This is a genomic window from Chitinophaga pinensis DSM 2588 (assembly GCF_000024005.1).
GTDB lineage: Bacteria > Bacteroidota > Bacteroidia > Chitinophagales > Chitinophagaceae > Chitinophaga > Chitinophaga pinensis.
Map to the genome: position 1 here is coordinate 8,484,656 of NC_013132.1, position 25,579 is coordinate 8,510,234.

The 25,579-nt window shown below is 44.6% G+C and carries 22 protein-coding genes; 9 read left to right on the forward strand and 13 right to left on the reverse strand.

What is annotated here, in order from left to right:
* The first annotated feature begins 9 nt into the window (after nt 1-9).
* Complete coding sequence (locus CPIN_RS33550) at nt 10-1,443, forward strand: DUF6986 family protein (RefSeq protein ID WP_012794338.1); 1,434 nt, start codon at nt 10-12, stop codon at nt 1,441-1,443.
* A 55-nt stretch (nt 1,444-1,498) separates the two neighbouring features.
* Nucleotides 1,499-1,696, forward strand: coding sequence for a KTSC domain-containing protein (locus tag CPIN_RS33555; RefSeq protein WP_012794339.1), 198 nt, complete (start codon nt 1,499-1,501; stop codon nt 1,694-1,696).
* Here the strand turns inward: CPIN_RS33555 and CPIN_RS33560 are convergent, their stop codons facing one another.
* The gene (locus CPIN_RS33560) at nt 1,697-2,518 is read right to left on the reverse strand and encodes a ThuA domain-containing protein (protein WP_012794340.1); all 822 of its coding nucleotides are present in this window, start codon (nt 2,516-2,518) and stop codon (nt 1,697-1,699) included. It abuts the gene before it with no gap.
* 86 nt (nt 2,519-2,604) lie between these two features.
* On the opposite strand from CPIN_RS33560, the gene CPIN_RS33565 reads away from it, so the two are divergent.
* Both CPIN_RS33565 and CPIN_RS33570 read left to right on the forward strand, forming a co-directional pair.
* A complete protein-coding gene (locus tag CPIN_RS33565) occupies nt 2,605-3,945 on the forward strand; it encodes a serine hydrolase (protein ID WP_012794341.1) in 1,341 nt (446 codons plus the stop codon).
* A 138-nt stretch (nt 3,946-4,083) separates the two neighbouring features.
* On the forward strand, nt 4,084-5,064 hold the full coding sequence (locus CPIN_RS33570) for a hypothetical protein (RefSeq protein ID WP_012794342.1): 981 nt from the start codon (nt 4,084-4,086) through the stop codon (nt 5,062-5,064).
* 150 nt (nt 5,065-5,214) lie between these two features.
* Here CPIN_RS33570 and CPIN_RS33575 read toward each other — a convergent pair whose 3' ends face one another.
* Nucleotides 5,215-6,198 carry a 2-hydroxyacid dehydrogenase gene (locus CPIN_RS33575; RefSeq protein ID WP_012794343.1) on the reverse strand — a complete coding sequence of 328 codons (984 nt, stop codon included), beginning with the start codon at nt 6,196-6,198 and terminating at the stop codon, nt 5,215-5,217.
* Between the two features lie 528 nt (nt 6,199-6,726).
* Here CPIN_RS33575 and CPIN_RS33580 point away from each other — a divergent pair.
* Both CPIN_RS33580 and CPIN_RS33585 read left to right on the forward strand, forming a co-directional pair.
* Nucleotides 6,727-7,431, forward strand: coding sequence for a M949_RS01915 family surface polysaccharide biosynthesis protein (locus tag CPIN_RS33580; RefSeq protein WP_012794344.1), 705 nt, complete (start codon nt 6,727-6,729; stop codon nt 7,429-7,431).
* A gap of 17 nt (nt 7,432-7,448) precedes the next feature.
* A complete protein-coding gene (locus tag CPIN_RS33585) occupies nt 7,449-8,492 on the forward strand; it encodes a S41 family peptidase (RefSeq protein ID WP_012794345.1) in 1,044 nt (347 codons plus the stop codon).
* Between the two features lie 108 nt (nt 8,493-8,600).
* On the opposite strand, the gene CPIN_RS33590 is transcribed toward CPIN_RS33585, so the two are convergent.
* The 3 genes from CPIN_RS33590 to CPIN_RS33600 form a co-directional block, all read right to left on the reverse strand.
* Nucleotides 8,601-9,143 (reverse strand): YbhB/YbcL family Raf kinase inhibitor-like protein, encoded by a 543-nt coding sequence (locus tag CPIN_RS33590; RefSeq protein ID WP_012794346.1) that lies wholly within the window; start codon nt 9,141-9,143, stop codon nt 8,601-8,603.
* A gap of 78 nt (nt 9,144-9,221) precedes the next feature.
* The gene (locus CPIN_RS33595; RefSeq protein WP_012794347.1) at nt 9,222-10,103 is read right to left on the reverse strand and encodes a helix-turn-helix domain-containing protein; all 882 of its coding nucleotides are present in this window, start codon (nt 10,101-10,103) and stop codon (nt 9,222-9,224) included.
* Between the two features lie 114 nt (nt 10,104-10,217).
* Entirely contained in the window at nt 10,218-10,934 is a 717-nt protein-coding gene (locus CPIN_RS33600; protein ID WP_012794348.1) for a TIGR02117 family protein, read from the reverse strand.
* Between the two features lie 125 nt (nt 10,935-11,059).
* On the opposite strand from CPIN_RS33600, the gene CPIN_RS33605 reads away from it, so the two are divergent.
* Together CPIN_RS33605 and CPIN_RS33610 are read left to right on the forward strand one after the other, a co-directional pair.
* The gene (locus CPIN_RS33605) at nt 11,060-11,731 is read left to right on the forward strand and encodes a suppressor of fused domain protein (protein WP_012794349.1); all 672 of its coding nucleotides are present in this window, start codon (nt 11,060-11,062) and stop codon (nt 11,729-11,731) included.
* Nucleotides 11,732-11,851: 120 nt separating this feature from the next.
* Nucleotides 11,852-13,975, forward strand: a complete 2,124-nt coding sequence (locus tag CPIN_RS33610) for a T9SS type A sorting domain-containing protein (protein WP_012794350.1) — start codon at nt 11,852-11,854, stop codon at nt 13,973-13,975.
* 115 nt (nt 13,976-14,090) lie between these two features.
* Here CPIN_RS33610 and CPIN_RS33615 read toward each other — a convergent pair whose 3' ends face one another.
* A complete protein-coding gene (locus CPIN_RS33615; RefSeq protein WP_012794351.1) occupies nt 14,091-14,933 on the reverse strand; it encodes a rhomboid family protein in 843 nt (280 codons plus the stop codon).
* 146 nt (nt 14,934-15,079) lie between these two features.
* Here CPIN_RS33615 and CPIN_RS33620 point away from each other — a divergent pair, with 146 nt between their 5' ends.
* The gene (locus CPIN_RS33620; protein WP_012794352.1) at nt 15,080-15,613 is read left to right on the forward strand and encodes a DinB family protein; all 534 of its coding nucleotides are present in this window, start codon (nt 15,080-15,082) and stop codon (nt 15,611-15,613) included.
* Here CPIN_RS33620 and CPIN_RS33625 read toward each other — a convergent pair.
* The 7 genes from CPIN_RS33625 to CPIN_RS33655 all read right to left on the reverse strand — a co-directional run bounded on the left by CPIN_RS33625 (nt 15,587) and on the right by CPIN_RS33655 (nt 25,423).
* Nucleotides 15,587-16,837, reverse strand: coding sequence for an alkaline phosphatase family protein (locus CPIN_RS33625; protein ID WP_245552055.1), 1,251 nt, complete (start codon nt 16,835-16,837; stop codon nt 15,587-15,589). The genes CPIN_RS33620 and CPIN_RS33625 overlap by 27 nt on opposite strands.
* 23 nt (nt 16,838-16,860) lie before the next feature.
* The gene (locus tag CPIN_RS33630; protein ID WP_044220332.1) at nt 16,861-18,312 is read right to left on the reverse strand and encodes a SusD/RagB family nutrient-binding outer membrane lipoprotein; all 1,452 of its coding nucleotides are present in this window, start codon (nt 18,310-18,312) and stop codon (nt 16,861-16,863) included.
* An 11-nt stretch (nt 18,313-18,323) separates the two neighbouring features.
* On the reverse strand, nt 18,324-21,740 hold the full coding sequence (locus CPIN_RS33635) for a SusC/RagA family TonB-linked outer membrane protein (protein WP_012794355.1): 3,417 nt from the start codon (nt 21,738-21,740) through the stop codon (nt 18,324-18,326).
* A 12-nt stretch (nt 21,741-21,752) separates the two neighbouring features.
* Nucleotides 21,753-22,760: a FecR family protein gene (locus CPIN_RS33640; RefSeq protein ID WP_012794356.1), complete on the reverse strand. Its 1,008-nt coding sequence runs from the start codon at nt 22,758-22,760 to the stop codon at nt 21,753-21,755.
* 64 nt (nt 22,761-22,824) lie between these two features.
* Nucleotides 22,825-23,388 (reverse strand): RNA polymerase sigma-70 factor, encoded by a 564-nt coding sequence (locus CPIN_RS33645; RefSeq protein ID WP_012794357.1) that lies wholly within the window; start codon nt 23,386-23,388, stop codon nt 22,825-22,827.
* Nucleotides 23,389-23,822: 434 nt separating this feature from the next.
* Complete coding sequence (locus tag CPIN_RS33650) at nt 23,823-24,254, reverse strand: hypothetical protein (RefSeq protein ID WP_187294720.1); 432 nt, start codon at nt 24,252-24,254, stop codon at nt 23,823-23,825.
* Between the two features lie 248 nt (nt 24,255-24,502).
* Complete coding sequence (locus CPIN_RS33655) at nt 24,503-25,423, reverse strand: AraC family transcriptional regulator (protein ID WP_012794359.1); 921 nt, start codon at nt 25,421-25,423, stop codon at nt 24,503-24,505.
* Nucleotides 25,424-25,579: the final 156 nt, after the last annotated feature.

A 25,579-nucleotide genomic window follows, 5' to 3' on the forward strand; every position in this document is an offset into this window, starting at 1 on the left:
CCCCTGACTATGCAACTGGCTATAGCTGAAAATGAAAAAGAACAACTGCTGCAGGAGCTGCAAAAAGCAAATCTGAAATTCCAGCAGATCTACCCCGGCGATAAACCTGACAGACAACCCGTACACACCGTCTATGGTGGCGCAAATCTATTCAAAGCCGATACCTGCACCCGCATGGGCGAGATTGCCTTAAAGCACCTCCAGACATATGCACCCGACTTTGTGACTCTGGCGAAAGCATTGCAACTGGAAGGCTATCAGCAACTACCCCACAACACCGCAGATATTGCAATGTTGCAGCAAAGACTGGAACAACTGACGGAGAAAGACCGTAAACAGGAACCTGCCTGGCTGTACTATACTGTCTACGATAAGATCGTACGTAAGTTATCCACAGAAGCCGTGGAAGACTTCCGGATAGATTTCGAAGATGGTTTTGGTAACCGTCCGGATGCAGAAGAAGATGCGACCGCCGTTGCGGCAGCAAAAGAACTGGCATTGGGGATGCAGCAAAAGACGATCTCCCCTTTTATAGGGATCCGGATCAAACCTTTTACAGAAGACCTCAAACATCGTAGTGTAAGAACCCTGGACCTGTTCCTCACAACACTCCTGCAAGAGACGAAAAGTGTATTGCCAGAGAACTTTGTGGTGATGCTGCCAAAGGTGACCATTCCGGAACAGGCAAGCACACTCGTCAGACTATTCGAACTGCTGGAAAAAGCACATGGTCTGCCGGCAGGCGCATTGAAAATGGAAACCATGGTAGAAGCCACCCAGATCATTATGGATGATGAAGGTAGAAATCCGCTGATGCGTATCATCCGCGCCAGCGAAGGACGTTGCATTGCTGCCCATTTTGGCACCTACGATTACACCGCTTCCTGTGGCATTACTGCAAAATATCAGACCATGGCGCATCCTGTATGCGACTTTGCCCATCATATGACTAAAGTCGCATTGGGTGGTACAGGTATTTTTCTCTCAGATGGCGCGACCAATGTGATTCCCGTTGCCCCGCAGAAAGGCGAACATCTGAGCCTGGCTCAGTTACAGGAGAATGCAGACAGCGTACACCATGCCTGGCGCATAGGTTATGGTCACAGCCAGCACTCACTGATCAATGGATTTTACCAGGGATGGGACCTGAATCCGGCACAACTGCCCATGCGATATGCAGCCACTTATCTTTTCTTCCTGGGTAACTATGCTGATGCTTTGTTCCGGTTGAAGACATTTGTTGAACGTGCGGCGATATCCACACTCACAAAAGATATTTTTGATGATGCCGCTACCGGGCAGGGACTGCTGAACTTCTTCCTGAAAGCCATCAATTGTGGCGCTATCACCGAAGAAGAAGTACTGGCTACCGGACTGACACTGGAAGAGGTAAGAAGCCGTTCTTTTTACCGGATACTGGAAGGCAGAAGAAAACAGCACTGACCGGTATACCGCTGACGCTGCCAGGACTGGCGCGGCAATTGTACACAGATCAGTGATGCCGTCATCTGTTGTATATAAAATGCATTATGACCAGGAGACAGCTACGCTGCGGGTTATCTTCGTTTCAGGTATGGTCTATGACTATAAGAACGTGCCGGAAGAAGTATATCAGGCAATGAAGACTTCCGGGTCTAAAGGCACTTATCTGAATAAACACATCAAAGGACATTATGCTTATGAAAAAGTAAGCTGATTAACGACCTCCAAGCCAGAACAACGCATCGAGTATAAAGCGGCTTTGCAGCTTGTTGTCAAAGGTATGAGAAAGGTCCCTATTGGTATGGTTTTCATAATCAATATCATTATGCCCCATATTCATGTAGAGCATCTTGTAACGCCTGTTTGTCCACACAACCGGATAATATCCGCTATGCCAGATCTCATGTGGTTTAGGCCCGGTCCCCAGCGGAAAACTCGCTGGATCAATCGATAACAGAATCTCAATATCCTTATTAGCTTTCAGGTCATTGGACCATCTGTACCATTCATTAGGCGATGACTTAAAAGTCGCCGGCAGGTGTTTCATGGCAGGATGTTCCGGATGTTCTACACGCAGAATGGCGGAAGTAGGTCGCCAGGTATTACTGCCATAGGAGCCTGAACCCAGGAATTCGTTATGATACCAGTCCCAGTTCTGCGGATAATCAGAAGGCGTAAGTGCAAAAGCAGAAAAATGAAAGCCCATCCATGCACCGCCATTTTCCATATACTTTCTGAAAGCTTCCCGCTGGGTAGGCGTATCGGGTCTGGTGTCAAGGAAGAGGACTACCTGGTATTCCGCTAATACGTCTGTATTGAGATTATTCCAGTCATTAGTAGAATCGTAGGTGAAATGATACCGTTTTGCCATGTCAGCAAACCAGCGGTTCGCTTCATGTACAAAACTGATATGCGCCTGGTCATGTAAAGCTGTGGAGAAACCGAGTACTTTAAAAGGTTTATTTTTCTGAGCTTGTACGGAAAGGAGGGTCAGAGAACAAAAACAGATCAATATTCCCTGCAATATTCTTTTCATGATACGTGAATTTATATAATCCCAAAATATAACATTATCTTTACCTGCACAACATAGCCCAGCCGTCTTCCCAAATCACAATACACATGAAAAAATTGCTTTGCCTGGGGCTTATTCTTGGCTCATTGCACAACTTATTTGCGCAGGACACTACTGCCAAACTGGATTCCCTCGTCAGCGCCTACAGCGGATTACACAAATTCAACGGTACCGTACTGGTTACACAGAAAGGAAATATCCTACTGGACAAAGCTTATGGCTATCAACGTACGGCAGACAGCATCCGCAATGAAACGGGTACTATTTTTCAACTGGGGTCTGTTACCAAACAATTCACCGCTACAGTCATCCTGAAACTGGCAGAAGAACACAAACTCAGTATACAGGATAAGCTGTCAAAATACTTCCCGGATTATCCCAAAGGGGATAGCATTACCATAGAAAATCTGCTGACACATACATCCGGTATTTTCAACTATACCAATGACAAAGACTTCATGGATAAAGAAGTCAGCAACCCCGCCAGCAGAGAAAAGATCATGGCACTGTTTAAAGACAAACCACTGAACTTCTCCCCTGGCACCAAATGGGATTATTCCAATTCGGGCTATTCCATGCTGGGTTATATCATCGAAAAAGTAACAGGCAAACCTTACGAACAGGTGGTAAGAAAATACATCTTTACCCCTTTACATATGGACCATACCGGCTTTGACTTTAAAAATCTGAAGGATCGTAAAAAGTCTACCGGTTATTTCAACATCAACGATTCCAGCAGCACACTTGCTCCAAGTGTAGATTCATCCGTATCATTTGCAGCTGGCGCAATGTACAGCACGACCGCAGATCTGTATAAATGGCACCAGGCGGCCCAGCAGTATAAGATCATCTCAAAGACAGACTGGGAAAAGGCGTATACGCCTTTTATGAACCATTATGGCTATGGATGGGAATCTGACTCTATTGCAGGTAAACGTAAAGTTTCACATGGCGGCGGTATCCACGGATACATCACCAGTATCATGAGAGTGCCGGAAGACGATGTATGTGTGATCGTACTGGATAATGCCTCCGACAGAGACGTCAGTAAAATAGCTTCGTCATTATTGGCCGTATTATACAATCAACCTTACATCATACCCAAAGAAAGGATCGCGATCAAACTACCGGAGACAACGCTGCAACAATATGTAGGCGAATATAACCTGCGTCCCGGCTTCAACATCGTCATGAGCGTAAAGGATGGTATGCTGATGGGCCAACCTACCGGTCAGCGGGAATCCCCTTTATTTGCAGAGAAAGAAGATTTCTTTTTCCTGAAAATAGTAGATGCACAGGTTGGGTTTACCAGAAACGAGCAACATGAAGTGACAGGCATGATCCTGTATCAGAATGACAGGGAACTGCCTGGTAAGAAGATAAAATAAAGTTTGCTGAAGATATATAACGGGCTTCCGGGATGATATTCCGGAAGCCTGTTTTATGCTTACTAACATATAAACAATTTATACTTTTTTATCATCTGTTTAAGCTAATTTTGCCCCCTTCATTAATGCTATTCACCTATGAAACTTGTTAAATTCAGTAATGTACTGCTGATCGTGGTTACACTCACATTGTTTTTTGCCTGTAAAAAAGACAAGATAAATATCATCGAACCTGAGATAGACCCTGGTAAGCCGGCGGAGACGATGCCCGGCAATATACTGTTAAGAAAGACGATCCATTATAACAAATTCAGAGACGGTATAGGCGGTCCTTTAATGTCCGACACACTTATTTATAATGAGAAGGACCAGCTTATAAAAGTGGAACATGTAAACATCTTATCTAAAATTGTATATACATTCTCTTACAACGAAAATGGCTCGCTGTCAACTGTACGCAGCAAGTCAACGCTAGCTGAAGGTTATACAAATATCTACTCTCTGAAGTATAATAAGGGCCTGCTTGACAGTATTACATGGGTATCTGACATTCCCAACGATTCCGCTGATGGCGATCATGTTATAATAAACCCAACACGGAACGATCAGGGACAGGTAACGACAGTGAAGTATACCCTCTATTCTAAAACCAATTCATCAGTTTACTCAGCACAATTTGATTTTTTATGGACCCCGTCAAACAATTTAGCATCCATGCAGGGAAGAACTTATGATTATACCGCTGATGACGTCCAACGTACGACCTTCCCATCCGTACAAAATAATCACGCAAATATTGGCCTGTCCAGACTACCTGCCGGCTACCTGTTCCTTTTGGCGTTGCGCGAGAACGGCCTGTCATACCAAAATGCCATGGAACCTTATCTGTTCACCACCTATCTGTATACATCAGCAAAAAATGTCTTCAATGATGGAACAGGCAGACTGTACAACCGCAATACAAGATCAAATGAAGAGTTAATAAAGTACGTAGATTATGAGAACAAAGCAACGTTTGACCAGAATGGCGTACTGAAAACATTCAACTACTTCGAAAATAATATATACCCGGTGTGGGACATGGTCGGAATAGAGTTCTTTTACGAACAAAAGAAATAATCCGACGATGTCACATTTACAAAGAAAGCGGGGCGTTCCTATACCGGAAGCCCCGCTTTCTTTGTAAATGTCTTTATCCAGCTATTGTTTCAGGATCTTTCCTTTGAACTGTTTTTCCCCATTTCTTACCTGCATGATATACAGCCTCCCTTACAGGCGGTGGATATTTTCAACAACCGCGTGTTCCAGCGCTTTCCCTTCAAATGTCCGGATAACATTTTTTGCTGCTATAGCGGCCATAGCATTACGGGTATCAATAGTCGCCGAACCGATATGCGGCAACACAGCTACATTATGCATGTTCAGCAGCGGATTGTCTGCGGCCATAGGTTCAGGATTAGTTACATCCAGTCCGGCGCCCCAGATGGTTCCATTCTCCAAGGCAGCGATCAGGTCGGCTTCATTATGAATACCTCCTCTGGCCGTATTAACAAAGATGGCATTGGGTTTCATTTTACTGAATGCCTCCTTATTGAAGAGTTCTTTTGTTTCAGGTGTCAGGGCAGTATGCACAGAAACAACGTCACTCTGCTGTAGTAGTTCATCGAAAGATACACGTACAGCCCCCAGTTCCCTCTCTGCCTCTTCATTTGTACCACGGTTATGATAAATGAGTTTCATACCATACGCACCGATACATCGTTGCGCCAGCTCAAAGCCTATTCTGCCTAATCCCACTATTCCCAGTGTTTTACCTTTCAATTCAAGACCAAGGTTAGCCGTAGGATCCCAGAAATTCCAGTTTCCCCGGATGATCTCCTTGTGCATATGAAAAGCTTTACGGGAAGCAGCCAGCAACAGCAGGAAAGCCGTATCGGCAGTCGCACCGCTCAATACACCCGGCGTATTGCCCACTGCAATACCCAGTTCTTTTGCCGCTGCAACATCCACATTATCATACCCTACTGACATCATCGATACAATCCGGAGATGACTACATGCTTCCAGGAAAGCCCGGTTTACTTTCAGCGGACCAGACACGATAATGGCATCGTAATCCTTCAGAATAGGTATGAGCTCTTCTTCAGACTGATGACGCCTTTCCGTCCATACCGTATACTCGATACCATTGTCTTTTAAATGTTGCAACGCAATCTCAGGAACTGTTCTTGTTATGTACACGCTCTTTCGCATAGCTATATTAAATTTCAGGTTATCCATGCACAAAATACATAAATGACGGTTTTCAGGGATGTTTTCAATAAAGTCTTTCAGATAATTTTGCACCCGAACAAAATTTACCTTTTCCCTCGTACCCATTAAGAGCAGGTCAATTTGGTTAAAGCGTTAGTTTTATTGTTTATTTTAGTCTAGTCTGATAAGCCTCTCAGGATTTACCTGGGAGGCTTATTTATTGCACCCGGTACGACTATCCTAACTAGCCACACCTGAGCTACATCGATGCTACCTTCCTGACTGGTGGTGGCTGTACTGTTTTGCCTGGTAAATAAAAGTCCCGGGAGAGCGCTTTTATGTAATTGAATGTTATTAAGACGATTAATAATTTATCTTCTTTTGCCGTTTTATTTAACGCAAAAATTTCTTTCAACTTACGTTGTAAAAATTGCCGAATAATAATATCTTGCAGCAGGGCTAAACGCCCGCCCCTACTGCATTAACAATTCATTTAAGATAATAACAATTCATTTAAGATTCGTCATTATGCGGATGTTTCTGACAGCACTGATTGTCATCCTTACGAGTGGCAAAATACTATACGCACAACAGGGAAAAACAGAGAGTGAAATACTTACTACATCCGTTGCCGAAAAGACGTTTGACGATGCCGTAAAAAATACCTTTTTCCAACAACTGCCTGTACAGCGGGCTTATCGTTATAAAGATGTTTCCGGCACTTATTATCTGGCACTTTGCGAAAGCAGAGACGAGATCAAAGGGGATGATACCATCAATTATAAGATCAAAGCTATATTTCTGCAACAATCCACCACCAACGGATTTGTCAAAACAGGGGAACTGAATGACTTCAGGAACAGTCATGATACAAAAGAAGGAATGGAAACTACTATCTGGTTCTGGACAAAATTCTGCGAACTGAAAGACCTTGATAACGACGGTACCATCGATCCATTACTCGTATACGGTACCAATGGCATGAACGGACATGACGATGGCAGAGTAAAAATCATCCTGTACTATAAAGGACAAAAGATAGCCATCAGGTGTCAGAATACTGTTATGGATGAAGGACGTAACATCCAGGTAGACGCTACATTTTACACCTTAGCCCTGCCTGTTCAGCAGCATATCAGAAAGTTGATGCACACACTGGCAGAGAAAGACCTGATCATCTATCCGACAGACTACGAAAAAGCAATGAATAAAAAACAATTACAGATACAATAAGCAACCAGAATCGAGGTATGAAACTACAATTTTATAAATCAGCAGCCCTGCTGGGCGCACTATGCCTTCCGCTCTGCCTGTTAGCACAGCAACCTGCAAAGGATACAGATCATGTCGTGAGTAAAGAAGATGCTCATGAAATTATCGGGAAAATCAGCAAACAACTGGAAGAAGGTTATCCGTTCCCGGAGATCTCTAAGAAATATATTGCCACCATGAAAAGCCAGGAAGCTAAGAAAGCCTATCAGGACCTTACGCCGGCGAAACTGGCCTGGAAGATCACCGACGACCTGCGTGGAACGCATAAAGATGTGCATCTCACCATTTTCCACAACAAAGATTATTACGAACAACTGACCCGGTCTTTCTCCAATACCCGTACGCCTGAAGACGACAGACTGGAACTTGAAAGAAAACGTCAGAACAACTATGGCTTTGATGCAGTGGAACTGAATAAAAAAACATCTACTGCCTATATCAAGATATCCGGTGGTTTCCATGGCGACCAGGAAGCATTTGAAATGGCAGCCAATGCAATGAATATGGCCGCTTATTCCAAAAACATCATCATTGACATCAGAGACAATGGTGGTGGAACCGGTATGATGGGCCGCTTCCTCGCAGGTTATTTCTTCAATGCCGGCGATGAACGCTACTACCTCCACGGTTATCATAAAGACCGTACAAAAGATATCCAGGAATGGACATATCCTTTCGTACCTGGTAAAAGAATGCCGGACAGCAAACTATATATACTCGTTAATAAACGCACTGCATCCGCTACAGAAGGTTTCGCCTTTGCATTACAACAGATGCACCGCGCTACGATCGTAGGCGATACAACAGCAGGCGCAGGTATCGCAGGTTCAATGATCCCGCTGAAAGAAAACATGGTCGTATTTATGCCTGTAAAAATGGTAGCTGCCCCTGGTTCAGAAGAAGGCTGGGAAGGAAAAGGCGTTATTCCTGATGTGGCAGTGAAAGGAGAAGATGCAAGAACAGAAGCTGAAAAACTGATCAAAAAAGAACAGGATGATATCGCCGCGGCAAAAACCAAATAGTACTTTCATCTACTGACATAAAAAGAGGGTGTATCAATCGTTTGATACACCCTCTTTTTTATCTGGACACCTTTCAGGGACAAGCTGTTAAGTAAACGTGCGCTTCGGTTATGGATGTTGTGAATAACCTACAATAGACGCCTTGGCTAATAAGTTCTGATTCAGCAGCACTCCGACAAATGCAGCAGGCGTACTCTTGTCAGGGTTTATTTTTGTCTTCAGTGCAAACACCGTGATGATATACTGATGTGGTAATCCTGGCAGAGGACCAGGCCCCAGGTATCCTGGCATACCCGCATCATTGATACCATGAGCTGCACCTGCAGGCAATAATTTACGCTCAGGCGTACCAGCGCCGGCCGGCAATTCATGTACATCTGCCGGAATATTATACAGTACCCAATGCCAGAAACCACTACCGGAGGGAGCATCCACATCATACATCGTTACGGCAAAACACTGCGTACCCGCAGGCGCATTCTCCCAGGACAACTGCGGAGAGACATTCCCACCTGTATATCCCATCATTCCATTCAGTAACTGGCTATTGACAAACTGGCCGCCAAGATCATTACTCTTCAGTGTAAATGTCTGCGCTACGGCAGAACAGGCGAAGACCATCAACGCCAGGAACGTGTACATTCTTTTCATAGTACTTTGTTTTAAAGTACTGCAAAGCTACAATGCAGCTCAGGGGGAGTAGTAGGGCTAACAGCTCAGAAATTGTTGTTAAACGGTCAGTTTTTGTTGCTGGTATTCACTCGGTGTCAGACCATACACCTGTTTAAAGGATTGTGTAAAGCTGGAATGGTTTTCATAACCCAGCTTATGATAGATCTCACTGGGTTTCTCGCGCTGTACCAATAACATACCCACTGCCTGCTCCATCCTTTTTTGCAGGAACCAGCGCGTAGGAGAAGTACCGTATGTTTTCTGAAACTTCCGCTTATAGGTAGACAGACTCATATTGCACAAGAAGGCCAGTTCTTCGATAGTCACGTTGTTATAAAGGTTCGTCTCCGCCGATTTCCTGATCATCACTTCTTCCTGGTGACCGCTCACATTTGCCCGGAGACTTAATAGCTGTTGTGGATAACGATCTGCCATATACAACAGCAATTCTTCAAATTTAAGTATCCTCAGGTCTATAGGCAGCGGTTTTCCTGACGCAGCCATCAGACAAAGAGAATGCACAAAGTTCTGCAGAAAGCTGTCCGTCTCAAACACCAGAAAAGGTTCTTCTGTGCGGTCATGATTATCCTTTTCAATACATACATGCGGATATTTCAAAAAGAACCTTGTCAATGCAGCCGACTCAAAAGTAAGCACCACACTCTTGTAGAAACCCTCTTCCGAGATCTTCTTCTCACTCATGATACAGTTACCGGATGATAACAGTACAAACTGTGTGTTATTGATCACAGCATGCTTTTCCGCATAAAATACCCGCTTCTCTCCTTCCACCAGGAAGCTGAAAAGATTTTGTTCCAGGGTGACTTTACTTCTCACCCGGCTGTCCGTAAACTGATGCGCCAGTATATGTATCTCTTCTTTCCGGGTATTCTCCGGAAGCAGAAATGAGGGAACAGAATAAATTTGCTGCTTTACCATACCATGCACGAAGATAAACAATATTACAGGGACAGTCCTTCCATACACAATCACACCGTTACTACAGCAGCCTTAATTCTTAATTCCTAATTCCTAATTCCTAATTCTTAATTCTTAATTCCCGCCTCTGTACTGATAAAAGATCCCCTTATCAAAAGGCGTCCACAGACAGGCTTTTTGTCCACCGCTTTTTAAACCGCTGTTTGCCCAGGTATTACAGGTATGAAACAGGCTATAGCTGCCTTTCGCTTCATAGAATGCATCTGTCTTACCATAGTTGGCATCCGTAACAATATGCATAACACGCCCTTGATCATCACGGTCAAAACTAGCCTGTATATAACGGATTAATTTTGCATAATGCGCACTGTCTGTGCTCAGTTTTATACAATCACTGCCAGCTGACATGCTGTAATAGTAAGTCGCATGGATAGCGGATGTACTGAGTCCGGTAGCTGCCTTAAACGCAGTGCTGAACTTCAGATCTGCCCAGGTAGGCGTTTCCAGGTAAAAGCCTTTATCTCCCCAACCAAAAGCGATCCACTGTGCGGTAGTATCATTACTTTTCGTGTTGGAGAATAACACCTCTTTACTCCAGTCGATCTGTGCATTTCTAACAGGCATTACCAGGTCAGTATGTACACCGTTTGTGAGAATGAACAGTGTTATATCATTTCCGGAAGGTTCCTCTTTATCAACCGAAATACGCGAAAATACATAAGCTGCTGAGAGGTACAGGACTACGAGAAATACAGGGGTCAGGATGATCCATCCAAGGATCTTGATAATTTTCTTCAATGCTGTTTTATTTACCGGAAGCCATGCTTCCATCTGCTAAAATTAGTACTCTGGCGGTAGATTGTCAACTAATCCCCTAAGGGGTTATTTAAAAAATCGTAAACACTTTGTTTCACAAGCATATTATTATACATTACAGGAATTAAAATACAACTCCAATGAATACCTACGAGGAACACTTCGAGGCCTCCTGCAAATTAAGGGATGAATACTGGAATAGCGTTGGCAAACTGGACCCTGATGTGATCGCACATGCGATCAATCCTTCCTTCATGGGCGGTCCGAGATGGCCCTCACTCAGACAGGCATACGCTACTATCCGTCAGCCGGAACGGACGATCATCGCCAGCGATGGACTCAGTGATCCATATGACGATATGGAGACGAATAATGCGAACGCCCCTTATAACGGATTCGGACTGGAAGTCTATGTCGCTTCCGAGCCAATTGAAGGACAGGTAAGCAACACCTGGCAGTTTCAGCTGGCCTACCAGGCAGCACAACTAATGGCCAATCATGGAAACGTGATAGGGCTGCTGGAAGAAATGACTTATATTACCAGTGAATTCTACGATGTGGATGTCCCCGCTGAATTTGTGAACCAGGAAGGAAGAGTGGGCGTAATTATGGGACTCCCCGATGAAACTGTGCCCGATACGGTCGACCTTACAATCGAACCGGTTAAAATCGTCAACGTAAAATTACTGACACTGGCAGAACTTGAATATGTGACCCAACATGGCGCAGAAGGCCGTATGAAACTGGCCGAACTGCTCCTGCAGCAAGGAAACGCCACCCTGTCTGACCTGGACAGACCATCAGTAGTTTAGTACATCATGATCGCGTAGAAAAGCATTGTATACTGCTATAAATGTGAATACCTGTGCACATCCCCATGTACACAGGTATTCATGTATTATATCTTGAGAAACAATCAAAACAAACCCTCTATGCGAAAACCCTCAGCATGGTCTTTAGTGTTCACGTTACTACTGACCATCACACTCCATTCCAACGCGCAGGTAGCGCCTGCAGCACAATCAGTGACCGGTAAACTGATGTGCGGGTACCAGGCCTGGTTTAACTGTTATGGCGACGGCTCGCCGATAGAAAGATGGTCTCACTGGAGCCCCGGCCGATATCGTTCAGACACACCTAAACCAGCACCCGGACGTATCACATTTGAAGCCTACCCGGACGTAACCGAATACCCGGCAGCCAACCTGTTCCAGACTGCTCTGGGTAACCTGAATGATGGCCGTAATGCCCGCTTATTCACCTCCTGGAAACAAACTACCATCGACCTGCATTTCTCCTGGATGCAACAGAATGGTATCGACGGTGTAGCACAACAACGCTTCCTGGGTCCGACAAGAGATGGCGTCTACAAAGCCAGTATGGATAGTCTCGTAAGCAGGATAAGACGCAGTGCCGAAAAATACCAGCGTATCTTCTACATCATGTATGATATGAATGCCGATGATACTGCTTTCTTTAAGGCAGACTGGCTGCATGTCGAGAATGATCTTCGTCCGCAGGAATCACCCTATTATGCACATCAGAACGGTAAACCTGTTATCTGTATATGGGGCTTCGGACTGAATGAACGCAGCAATCAACCGGCTAACAGTCTGGCAATTATCAACTGGCTGAAAGGCAAGGGATACTATGTGATCGGTGGCGTACCTGCCGGCTGGCGCACCGGTACCCGTGACTCCTATGCCGGTTATGAGAATGTATACAAAGCATTCAATATGCTGTCTCCCTGGGCAGTAGGCCGCTTTGGCAGCATCGCCGGTGCAGATAATTTCAAAAACGAGAACCTGGCCCCTGACCTGGCCTATTGTAATGCCAACGGACTGGATTACCAGCCGGTTATATTTCCCGGCTTTGCCTGGAGTAACTGGAACGGCGGCACAAGGAACCAGATTTCCCGTAGCAAAGGAGAGTTCTTCTGGCGACAGCTTTACAATATCAAAAGCCTGGGCATGAATACCGCCTATATTGCCATGTTTGATGAATATGATGAAGGTACCGTTATTGCGAAAATGGCCGACAGCTACTTTGCCGTACCTGATAATCAGTATTTCCTGACCACCAGTGCAGATGGTACCTATATCGGCGCCGACTTCTACCTGCGACTGGCAGGCCAGGCCACTAAAGTCCTGAAAGGTACCGCTCCGCTGACGACCAATGTGACCATCCCCTATGCTACTGCACCACTCTGGTTCCGTACCAGTATGGAAGCACAGTATGATGCCACACTTACCTGGACAGACACCCCGGACCAGAGTGTTATTCCTACCAATGTGACCGGCGATAATGGTACCGGCACACCTATCTGTGGTATTGTACAGAACGAGACCAGTCGTACAGGGCCTTCTGCCATCCGCTTTGCAGGAAGGGCGAATTCCGCTGCTGCGAATGCCTATTGCGCTTATAAAGTGTTTGACGTCAATATTCCGGTCACCGCCAGTACCGGACTTAGTTTCTGGCTGCATCCTACCAATAACATCTCCCGTTATGTTACCGTAGATCTGATCATGACAGATGGTACCTCCCTCCGGGATGCGGGCGCCGTCGACCAGCATGGCGTATCCATGCATCCGGGTGCAGGACATGGTACTGTCAACACCTGGTCACAGATAAACTGTAACATCGGCAGGTGGCTAAGCGGCAAGACCATTGACCGGATTATCGTTGATTATGTACATGGTAATGAAATCGGCAATTTTAAGACCTATATAGACGATATCATCATCAGTGATACCACTGCAGCAACTTTTGGCGCAAGGATGGCAGCAGCGCCTGAAATCACCGGCAATGAAGCAGGTTTCAGTGTCTATCCACAGCCTGCCAGCAACCATATCACCTTACAGTTTGACAAAGGATGGCAGGGAAAGACCTCGCTGTCTATTCTCAGCACCGCAGGTCATCTAATTGAGCAAAAGCCCTTACAGATAGCGGGAAACAGTTTACAATACCCTGTTTCACAGCTAAAAAGCGGCATGTATTATCTCAGGTTGAGTAACGGGAAGAAAGTAGTCACAAAAGAGATTGTGATCGTACACTAAAAATACCTGGTAAAATGAAAAGCGCCTGTATCAAAAGGATGATACAGGCGCTTTGTTATCTGGATGCCCGATAAATTCAGGTCGTCTTTCTAAGCGATTTTCAGCAGTGCAATGCTCATACCTCTTCAGAGTATTTCATCAGCATTTCCCGCTCCTTTTTGGTCAGACTTTTCATACCACGTTTATGGATCTTTTCCAGCAGGTAATCAAGATCCTGCTGCTCACCGGCACGTTCCAGGTGATACCTGTCGTCCATATCGTAATCACCGACATGCGCTTTGAAATACCGGTTGTCGATAAATAGTATATGCGGACATTTAACGATAATGTAAACGAAAAGTGCGCCCGGGAGCAGAATAGACAATATGGTGCGATAATTTTCCGCAATTCCTTCGGGTACCATACACAATGCCACGACCATGCCGATCAATGCCCCACCCATATGTGCTTCATGTCCGATATTGTCCCTCCTGGACTTGATCCCGTAAATGGAGTATAAAACGAATAATGACCCATACGCCCATCCCGGGATGGAAAAGGGGATCCCGAAGAAGCCCAGCCGCATAGCAGGAAATAAAGCAATAGATGCGAAAATAACCCCGCAAACAGCCCCGGAAGCACCTACAGCGCTATAATCTCCATGGTTCCGGTGAATCAGCAGGGACAGCAGGTTACCTCCAACCAGGCTGGCAAAATATAAAGTCAGGTAAGCCGTAGGTCCCAGCTTTACTTCCAGACTATTACTAAACAGAAAAAGCGATACCATGTTGAAAAACAAGTGCATCCAGCTGACATGCAGGAAACCGGAGGTGATCAGTCGCTTGTAGTCCTTTTCAATCAGGATACGATCCACTTCAAACGAATACTTATTAAAAAAGGAACGATCCTTTAGTCCTTTGTAAGACACTGCAATGTTTACAACAATCAGTAAGAGGTTAATAAGACCAATGTATGCCATTCAATGCGGGTTTTAAAATAACTATAGGGAACGTCAGCCAGATATATCCTTATCCAATATTGCGATTAGTACAAATATATCCAATTCTGCCGTCATGAATTCGCGCTTTCACGGAATTTTAATTAATATTAGCAAAAATCGCACCCATGATTTCAAGACCTCAACCCGGCGAATTTATGCCCTACCAGGAAGTATACATTAACAGTGTCGGCGATGCAGAAGTACCCGCTATCACAGAAGAATTAAAGGACAGTACGTATGCGTTTTTTTCGAAGATACCTGAGGAAAAAGGAAGTTATGCCTACGCTCCGGGCAAGTGGACAATCAAGGAAACTTTGGGACATATGATCGATACAGAGCGTGTATTTGCGTACCGGCTGATGTGTTTTGCCCGGGGAGAGCAACAGGCGTTACCCGGCTTTGAGCAGGATGATTACGTCCTGAACTCATTTGCCAATGACCGCTCCTTGCAGGAACTGGCAAATGAATTCAGGGTGGTACGTGAGTCGACGATATACCTCTTACGTAATCTGAAAAAAGAGCAGGAAACAATTATGGGCATTTCCAGCGGGAATCCAATTTCTATAAGAACATTAGCCTATATCATTCCCGGCCATGAACTGCACCATCTGCGGATACTGAAAGAGCGATATTTACCTGGACTTAATATCCAGGTCTAACCATGTATTTACAGTATTGGCACTTGTTTCCAGTACGATCTTATAAAAGCGGGAAGGTAGTTGCCCGACGTTGATCAACGCATGACGGTCCTGTACGGGTACAGTTGCCAGCAATTTGTACTCGTCAGTACCGCCCGTTTTGAAATTGTTGGTGGTAGTCACCCAGATCTTTACATTACCTGTATCCTGCAGGGCTGACCATTTCAGGTCGATATTATCCTGTATGAAATTAGCGTTTACATTCGCTATCGCCACCTTACCGATCATCGGAATACCATCTATTTCACGCGCCGTACTTACCGGAATATCCATATTCAGGTAACGGGCAATCGTAGGCATGATATCCACAATTCCCGGCTCATAATAACGGGCATATTCATTGGCAGGTTTATAACTGCTGACCATCCAGGTACTGCGCTGACGTGTGGATTGCCCACCATGATCACGACCGGTCTTTTCATCACGGCCATGATCTGTAGTGATCACCAGCATCCAGTCTTCCTTGAAGTGCTGTTGCCTGTAGGTAATCGCCTCCCAGAGACGGCCCATCTGTTTGTCCATCAGTTCTACTGCGCTGTAGAACTCCGGACTGTCGCCATAGCCATGCCCCATATCATCGGTATACTCCAGGTAGACCCATGACAGCGCAGGTGCGTCTTTTTTAATACCGGCAGTTGCCTCATCGATCACTTTTTCATCAATCGCGTGCATAAAGTCCCTTTTCCTGTCATGCGGAAAATGAACAGTATCCAGTTCATAACCATCCGCATGGAGATCGATATGTACATTTCCCGCCTGTGCCAGTCCATCCCCGGCCAGCTTGGTACGATTGTCCAGCCAGCTGGAATAGATCGCAACCTTCTTCGCAGGAAACTGTGTTTTAAACAGCCGGAAAAGGTTATAGTAATGATAGTTAGGATCCGTGATGTCGTTGTCAGGCACATTATGTTTGTTCACCCAGGTACCCGTCAGCAGACTGTTATACCCTACTGCCGATATGGTAGGCGTCTGGTTATAGGCGTTCTTATCACCGCCTACATGCATACGCGTATACCTGCCCGCATCAACAATGCGGTCAATAGCAGGCGTCTGTAGCTTTTCCAGTACATCTGCCGGAATACCATCTGCAATGACAAACACGACCTTCTTTTCTCTTTGCTGTGCCTGCGCTGCTCCCCCTAAAAGGAGACATAGGCAGGAGGCCAGGTATATTTTCTTCATCATGACTTAAAATTATAAAATACAACTTATTCCGCCTTCAGTAACCACATTATTCCGTTGATGTTGTCATTTCCGGAAAACTGACTGCCGATAGCTGCATTTACATTCGCCTGGTTATTCTGTAATTCAGATACAGGATACATCCAGCGTTTAGGCACTTTCTTATCATTCAGCACACCACCGCCGGATACATCAAATGCAGGTAAACCGGTACGACGTTGCTCATAAAAAAAGTTCCAGTCGCTGTTCATGAAAGAAGCAATGTATTTCTGGGTCATGATCGCTTTCAGCTGATCAGCAGCAGGATATGGATTAGCCGTCAGGTAGTCGTCTATAGAAGACTGGGCAATACCGTAAAACAGCATAGAAGCCTGTACCCCTTTCTTATAGTAATCAGCTGCACTACCATTGATCCATCCGCGTACAACGCCTTCTGCCAGAATAAACTGTAATTCTGCATAACCAACTGCGATGCTTGGCTCATTCACCGGATTGTTGAAATAACGGGATTTGATCTTAGATACTTCACCCGCCAGAACCTTCGTACTATTATCATTCAGGGGATCGCTTCCTTTTGCACCACCATATGCTGCGAAATCATTATCCGGCAGCGAAACCGACTTAGGTGCTTTCTCCGCAAAACGGAATAAACGCGGATCTTTCAATCCTTTCAGCAGATCAACGAAAGTGGCATCCAGGTAATAAGCCGTCTGCAGGTCGTTGTCATTGTAAGTAGGATAACGGGTACCCAGTACGTCATGAAACACCAGTTCACCGTTATCTGCATTACCTGTCATCAGTGGATAAGTCTCCGGATTGTTCACGATTTCTGCGAATCTTGCCTTCACATTCAAAGAAGCATTATTCTCCTTCAGGGAAAGACTCATGAGTGTACGCAGCGACAGTGTATTGATCAGTCTTTTCCACTGCTCCATAGTACCGCCATACAGGATATCCCCCTGTACTTCCGGCGTCGTATTCGTGATCAGTGCATTTGCCGCTTTCAGATCATCGAGTATAGATACAAAGATGTTCTGTTGTTTATCATACACCGGCGACAATCCACCGTTCTCCCCTTTCAATGCATCTGAATAAGGAATATCACCAAAGGTATTCGTCAGCTTCAGGAAGTAGTAAGCCTTGAAGAATTTCACCAGCGGTATATATTCCGGCTTATCCATTCTGTTGGCTTCTTCTTCCATTTTAACAACCTGGCGCAGGTCATTGTAAGTGTCGAAACCTGCACGTGTCCAGCCATAATATTGCTCATTGGATACGCTGTTCACAAACACCATCTGTCTGGTAGCCAGTGTAGCGCCTAATGTAGTAGACTGAAACGCATCCTGTATTACAGTGCTCAGCAACAGATCAGGAGTAGATACGGTAGGCTTGTTAGGATCTGTCTGGAAATCCTCGAATTTCTTACAACCAGTTGCCACAATCAGCAGGGCGGCTGCTATGTTGAATATTTTTCTCATTGTTGCTGACATTAGAATTTAAGGTTAAGGTTCACACCGATGCTTCTTGTAGAAGGCGTCTGTAAGTTATCCACACCTGAATCCGGATCAACGTTCGGAATTTTGGCGAATAACAGCAGGTTACGGCCTACAGCAGAGATATCTGCCGCACGGAATACACGACCTTTCAGCCATTTGGAGGGTACCCTGTAGGTGAGTGTCAATTCTCTCAGTTTCAGGAAGCTCTGTGAATAGTAGTTGTAATTCACATCTGCACCATTGCTGGTGTTGGTCATGTAGTCGATATAATTCACACCCTGTGTATTAGGCGCAAATGTTCTGTTATCACTTACGATATTACCATCAGCATCATAAGTAGCCTGACCGGAAGTGACTACCACACCTTTACCTACGAATGTTGATTTATTGTCATTGGCGTCATCTCTGAACTGATTAACAGTACCCGGATGTGTACCACCCCACCACATTTTCTGGTTGGTAGTAGAATACATCAATCCACCAAGACGGCCATCCACCAGGAAACGCAGTGTGAAATTGCCATATGAGAAACTATTCTCCAGACCGTAGATCAGATCAGGATCTGAATTACCTACAAAACGCTGGATGTTATCTTCTAACGGGAATCCATCTGCCCTGTAAATAATGTTACCGGAAGGATCTTTCTGATAAACATTTGCAAAGATCCTGTCTGTTCTGTCGCCTGCTTTCAGATAACCCAGTTTATTACCACCGGTAATCTCTTTCAGGTGACGACGATAAGTACTCAGGTTCAGCATCACATCCCATCTGAATTTATCTTTACGGATCGGTGTGGCAGTCGTTACAAATTCAACACCTCTGCGCTGATATACGTGACCATTTTCCAGTCTGCTGGCAAAACCGCTACCCAGTGATACCGGGATGCTCAGGATGTTGTTATAATCTTTCGTCTGGAAATAGGTCAGTTCAAAGCCCAGTTTATTACCAAAGAACTTGGCATCCACACCAGCCTCCCAGCTATCGGAAGTCTGCGGATGGAGCGAAGCGTTCATGATAATATCCTTGTATTTCAAACCAGGTACGCCATCCCAGGTAGTACCTTTGTCATAGGAAGGCAGATAACCATAAGTATAGCTATCATCCAGTGTTCCGCTGGATACACGGGAAACAGCACCTCTTGCTTTCAGGAAAGAGAACCACTCAGGTAAACGGGTCAGCTGAGATATCACTACCGAACCGGATAAGGAAGGGTAGAAGAAACTATTGTTCTCAACGGGTAACCTGGAGATCTTGTCATTACGTCCTGTCAGGGAAAGATAGATCGCATTGTAGAGTTCTACGTCAACAATACCATATACACTCGCTGTTCTGCGTTCTTCCAGCGAGTTGGTAGATTGTACCGCATTCGCAGAGTTACCAAGATTGTACAGACCAGGGATGGTCAGACCATCTGTATTACTGGATGCTGCTTTGAAATTACGATAGTAGTTGGAACCACCTGCCTGCGCATGCACCTTAAAGTGCTCACTGAAAGTATGGTTATAGTCTACGATCAGATCAGACACTACATCGAAATAGGTGTTGGAAGTAATTGTATACTGACCTCTTGATTTATTACCATAGCCGATATAGCTTTTAGGCTCATTATAGTTACGGTTCAGGCTGTACTGATTAATACCGGTACGGAATTTTGCACTGAAAGAAGGACTGATCTTATAATCCAGATCCACAGAACCAAAAGAGTTATTTTTATCATACCCTCTCAGGTATTCATATGCCTGGAAATAAGGGTTGTTATAATAAGAGATATTGTAGTGGCGCTGTTGTATACCTTCTTTACCCGGCACCCAATAATTACGCAGATCACGTACATCGATATCCGGCCCCGTCCACAGGATAAGGTTGTACAGGTAGTTGGTAGGACCATAACCTGTCTCAGGGAAATTGTGTGTATACTCTTTATTGTAGCTGATACGACCGTTAATGCTGAAGTTCTTTGTCAGGTTGTAATTACCTGCCATGTTAAAAGAAGTATTCTTCAGGTCTGTATTAGGTACGATACCCTGCTGGTAGATATGAGAAGCAGAAGCCCTGAAAGTACCGTTATCACCTGATTTCGTAAAGCTGATATTGTTACTGGTGATAACACCTGTTCTGAAGAAGTTCTTCACATTGTCTTTACCACGGGACAGGAAAGGCAATGGTACCAGTTTGCCGGTAGTAGGATCTACAGGGCTGTTGAACTGCGGTGTTTCATGATAGCCACTTGGAGTGGAAGGATCGCGCTGATCCAGTTTAGGACCCCATATCCAGCCGAAACCTTCAGGGCCGCTACCAGAACCGTCAATATACTCGTACTCACCTTTAAAACCGTTACCATAAGTGGTCTGCACCTTAGGGATACGGATAAAGCTGGTCTGGAATTGTGTAGAAGAGTTAAAATCAACGCTCAGATCTTTAGAACCACCTCTTTTGGTAGTGATCATGATAGCGCCGTTATAACCGATGGAACCGTACAGTGCGGATGCAGAAGCACCTTTCAACACGGTCATACTTTCGATATCATCTGCATTGATTTTATAAAGATCGGCTGACTGATCAGGGATACCATCTATGACGATCAATGGTTTTGCACCACGCAGGGAAATACCCGGATCCTGGAAGAGGTCAGTCGTATTTCTGATTGTCAGACCCGCAACGCGGCCTGTCAGTGAACTGATCACGTTCGGCTCACGTGCTTTCACGAGATCAGCACCTTTTACTTCCTGTGCAGAATAACCAACTTTTGCCTTTTCCTTTTTGATACCCAGCGCTGTTACCAGTACTTCAGACAGTTTCTTTTCGTCATCCAGTAAGGTAACCTGATAGATTTCACCTTTACCAACCGTCAACTGATACGGCTGAAATCCTGTGAAAAAGAACTGTAAAACTTCGCCTTCGTTTGCTTTGATCTGGAAGTCGCCATTATCGGTAGAGATAGTACCACGTTTGGTACCTTTCACCATGATTGACACACCAGGTAAAGGTTGTTTTTTAGCATCCGTTACTTTACCTGAAACGGTTTTCTCCGCCGGATCTCCGGGGTTATTAACAACACCTGCTTTTACAATGATGTTATTATCCAGGCATTTGTAATTGAATGCAACCTGTCCTGCGAGCTGCTGTAATACGTTTTCCAGCGTTGTATTCCTCGCGTTAAGATTTACTTTTCTATCCATCAGTCCGGACTGGTCCACACAGATGATAGCATAATGAGTTTGCTGTTCGATCAGTTCGAACACTTCTTCCAATGGTTTATTATGTACGGTCAGGGAACAGGGTACCTTGTGCAGGTCTGCGCGCATCCCTGCCTTTACGGTTGTAAATGGCAATGAAAACACACAGCAAAGCAACAGGCATAAAACTGCCTTACTGCGTGCGATACTCAGATGTTGGTAAAAAGGAAACATAAATTCATGCATTTAGCGTGATTGATAGGCGTTGTTGTTGGTAAATCGGATCTTTTTTCCGTCGATGGTGTAATCAAGATTGTCCGTTGCTTTGATCACGTTCAGAATGTAATTGAGTGGCTTGTCATTAAACTTTGCAAACAGTTTGTAATGAGCCATAGCCGGGTCTGCGAAGGTGATCTCGACATCATACAATTGCTCCAGTCTGCGGGCAACCACCGCCAGTGTTTCGTTGCGGAATACCAGTAATCGGGACGTCCATCCGGTTACCGACTCCACATCGTAATCCCTGGTGCAGGCATGTTGTGCATGACTGTCATAATACAATTCCTGTCCTGGTTGTAGTTCATACGGTTTGGGCTGAGCGGGAACACTCACCTGTACCTTTCCGTCTACCAGCGATACAGCAGCACTGTCTGCACCTTTATAATATGCGACATTAAAACGCGTTCCTAATACCTGTACGGACAATTGTCCTGCAGCTACGGTAAAAGGATGATGCGCATCTTTGCTGACGTCGAAAAACGCCTCACCTTCCAGGAAGATTTTCCTGTCACCCTTTCCGAAATCGGGTGCATAACGGATACTACTTTGTGGGGCAAGATGCACTATTGTACTGTCTGGCATAATCACTTTCAGTACCTGTCCGGGCAAACTCCTTTTCTCCATATAAGCGATAGCGTTACTATCACTATTCCGGCGCAGATAAAATACACTAGCTGCTATAATACCTGCTACAGCAGCTGCGGCCGCGATCTGCGTACGGTATCGTTTAACAATAGTGATCAATCGGGATTGCTGACGGCTGCTGATACGTTGCTTTACATCCCGCAGTGCTGCATTCACCAATACTTCATCGTGCTGCTGATGGCTGCTCTGCCATATATCTTTCAGTACGCTGTAAGTCAGTCTGTTTTCTTCTGCGCTTTCCAGCCATTCAGCCAGGAAATCTTCTTCCCATGGGACGGTCTGTTCGTTAAAATGCCTGGTGATCAGTAAATAAAGCTCCTGCTGTTCCAATATTTTTCCGTTTACAAAGACAAGGACGATAAGATGGACCTCGCTCGTGACAGAAAAAAACGAGTTAACATATTGGTAACATTGGATAGGCTGCTTTGAGGAATTTGAGTGCGCGGAACATATGTGTCTTAACAGAATTCAGAGATATATTTAACAGACCTGCAATCTCGTCATAACTGAATCCTTCATATCTGTGCATTTTAAATACAAGTCGCATCTGGGGCGGTAATTGTGCGACAAGGGACTGTATCTGTGAGGTAATATCCTTATACATTAACTGGTGATCAGGCTGTTGATAACCAACGTCCGGCGTATCGGCCAGTGCTTCTTCCGGGAGGTTAAAAATTGTCTTACGCTTACGGTAATAGTCAAACACCCTGTTTCTTACAGAGACATATAAATAAGCGCTTAAAGTGGTGGAAATGTCTATCTGGCGACGGTTATGCCATAGGGTACAGAACATTTCAGCTACAATATCTTCTGCCTCGTCTGTAGGATATGGCAGAAGTACCTTGGCAAACTGCAATAATCCTTCATAATAACGTTTGAAGATAGCATCAAATGCATCTTCGCTGCCGGAGATGAATAATTGCAGGTAGTGGTTATCATCGAAAGACTGGCGTGCCATTGACGCAAAGCTAAGGGGCGGGCGCGGGTTTTAATGTTAGGTTTTTATTAAGTCTTGGTACGTATCATCCGGGGTTAATTATTAGACTTTTATACATGACGATACCTGGAAACGGGAGATACAGTAACCGGTATGCTGATACTTATACCTGAAAGCTTCTTTTCTATACTTATGCACCGTTAATGCTGGCTTCTCAACGGAAGTTCAACGAAAGATGACTATACTATAACTATAGTTCAGCTATTGATGGATGCAATATTATTCATCCGATATTATCTTCCTGCATATCTTAAAGATACAAAAAGCAGGTGTATCCCGTTTACAGGCAATCATTAAAAAATAACACGCAATAAGTTTCCGCTTGTTATAAGTTACAAAAAAATGCGCTGTCTACATTTATCTGTAAACAGCGCATGCATTATTTCATACAATGATTAAAAATAGATATCTACATAATCCACTACATTATTCCCCTCACAATTGTCCATCTCTTGTAAACGCCAGTATTTTCTTGCACCTTTTGCCAGGAAGTGATACGTACCTGTTTTATCACATACCTCTCCTTTGTTAATATTGGCGTATCTGGACTGTATCTTACCAGTGAATGTCATTTCTGCGAAAGTGACAACGGTCAGCATACCATCGATCGTAACAAAGTCACCATCTTCTCCAAGCTGTTCACCTTTTACGGTATAGGTGCCATCCTTTTGTTTCTTTATCTGCACCTTTCCGGGTTTATCCCAGCTGATCCATTGCAGTGTAAAATTATGTGTGCCTTCACGCATTTGTTTAGCAGACTGCTGCGCAAAAATATCTGAGAATACCAAGCTCAGGAAAAATGTCATACCAAGGAAAAGCCTTTTCATATTCATACCTGTTAGTTTTATCAATGCCGGAAATACGCCGGTGATTCCATCAACCAAAATAAAACTAAATCGTTAAACAATCATAGGCGTCCCTTTACTGGTCTAGTAGAATACCATACCAGCTTCAATTTCATCTTAGCCAAAACCTTTGCTGGTCTTGCCTTTCAGTAGACCAGCGAAAAAAACATCTAAACGTGTTAAAAAAATATCTGACTAAAAAATGTGCTGCTTATATATAATAGTATATATCACAACACGAGGCAATCCATACCTCCATGATCCTTCCTGCGCATACCCCGGTAGTGCTCCGGACTGACATGCATACTCTTCTTGAACAGCCTTGAAAAATGGTAAGGATCATCATAGCCGATTGCAACACCGACCTGCTTGATTTTCATATCTGTTGTATACAGCAAGAGGCAGGCCTGCTGCAGTTTCAGGTGAATGAAATAGTTCAGTGGCGACATGCCTGTCGTCTTTTTAAACAGCGTGGAAAAATGGGATGGAGAGAGCTCCACCAGCTGTGCCAGCTCTTCTACTGTCAGTGCAACAGTGAGATGCTGCTGCATATAGAGGATCGTTTCATTGATCCTGTCACGGCTCTGCTCCTGCTCCCTCGGCGTTTTATCCGGGAACAGGAAAGTGGCCAGAAAGTGATACAGATGCAGGTTTGCCTTGCCCAGGTTATCCTTTCCAAATCCCATTTTCAGGCATTGAAACATCGTATTCCATAACTGAATACCTTTTTCATTTCTGTGAATATGCCTTGGTCCGTCATATAAACCGATGTTGAATCCCTGGTTAAATGCGGCCATGTCTTTGCCTGTAAAGTGCACCCAGTAAATACTCCACGGGTTTTCATCATCAGATCCATAGCGTAAAGGAAGCTCCGTTGCAGGGATGATGACATATTCGTTCATGCCGACCTTGAATGTCCTGTCGTCTATTGAATACCAGCCCTTACCATGCGTACAGTAGATCAGTATATTATCGATACAGCCCTTCTCTCTGTCTCTATAATGAAAGGCGGCTCTGGGAAAATAACCGATATGGGTAATATACAGCTGACCCAATACAGGATTGATTTTGATTGCGTTTTTCCAGACTGACTCGGGGAGACTTATTAACTGTTCTCCTTCGAAGCCATCCCTTCTCTTCAAAGTCCCCATAACGTGATTGTTGTTTTGATGTTTCTTGTAACTGAAAAATACTTATTCCTGCGGACATAATCGTGGAATAATTCATCAAAATAGACGAATTAGCTATTTACACCGCAGAGGTGATGAAATAGATTTGCCAGATAATTCCATTTATGAAATAGCATT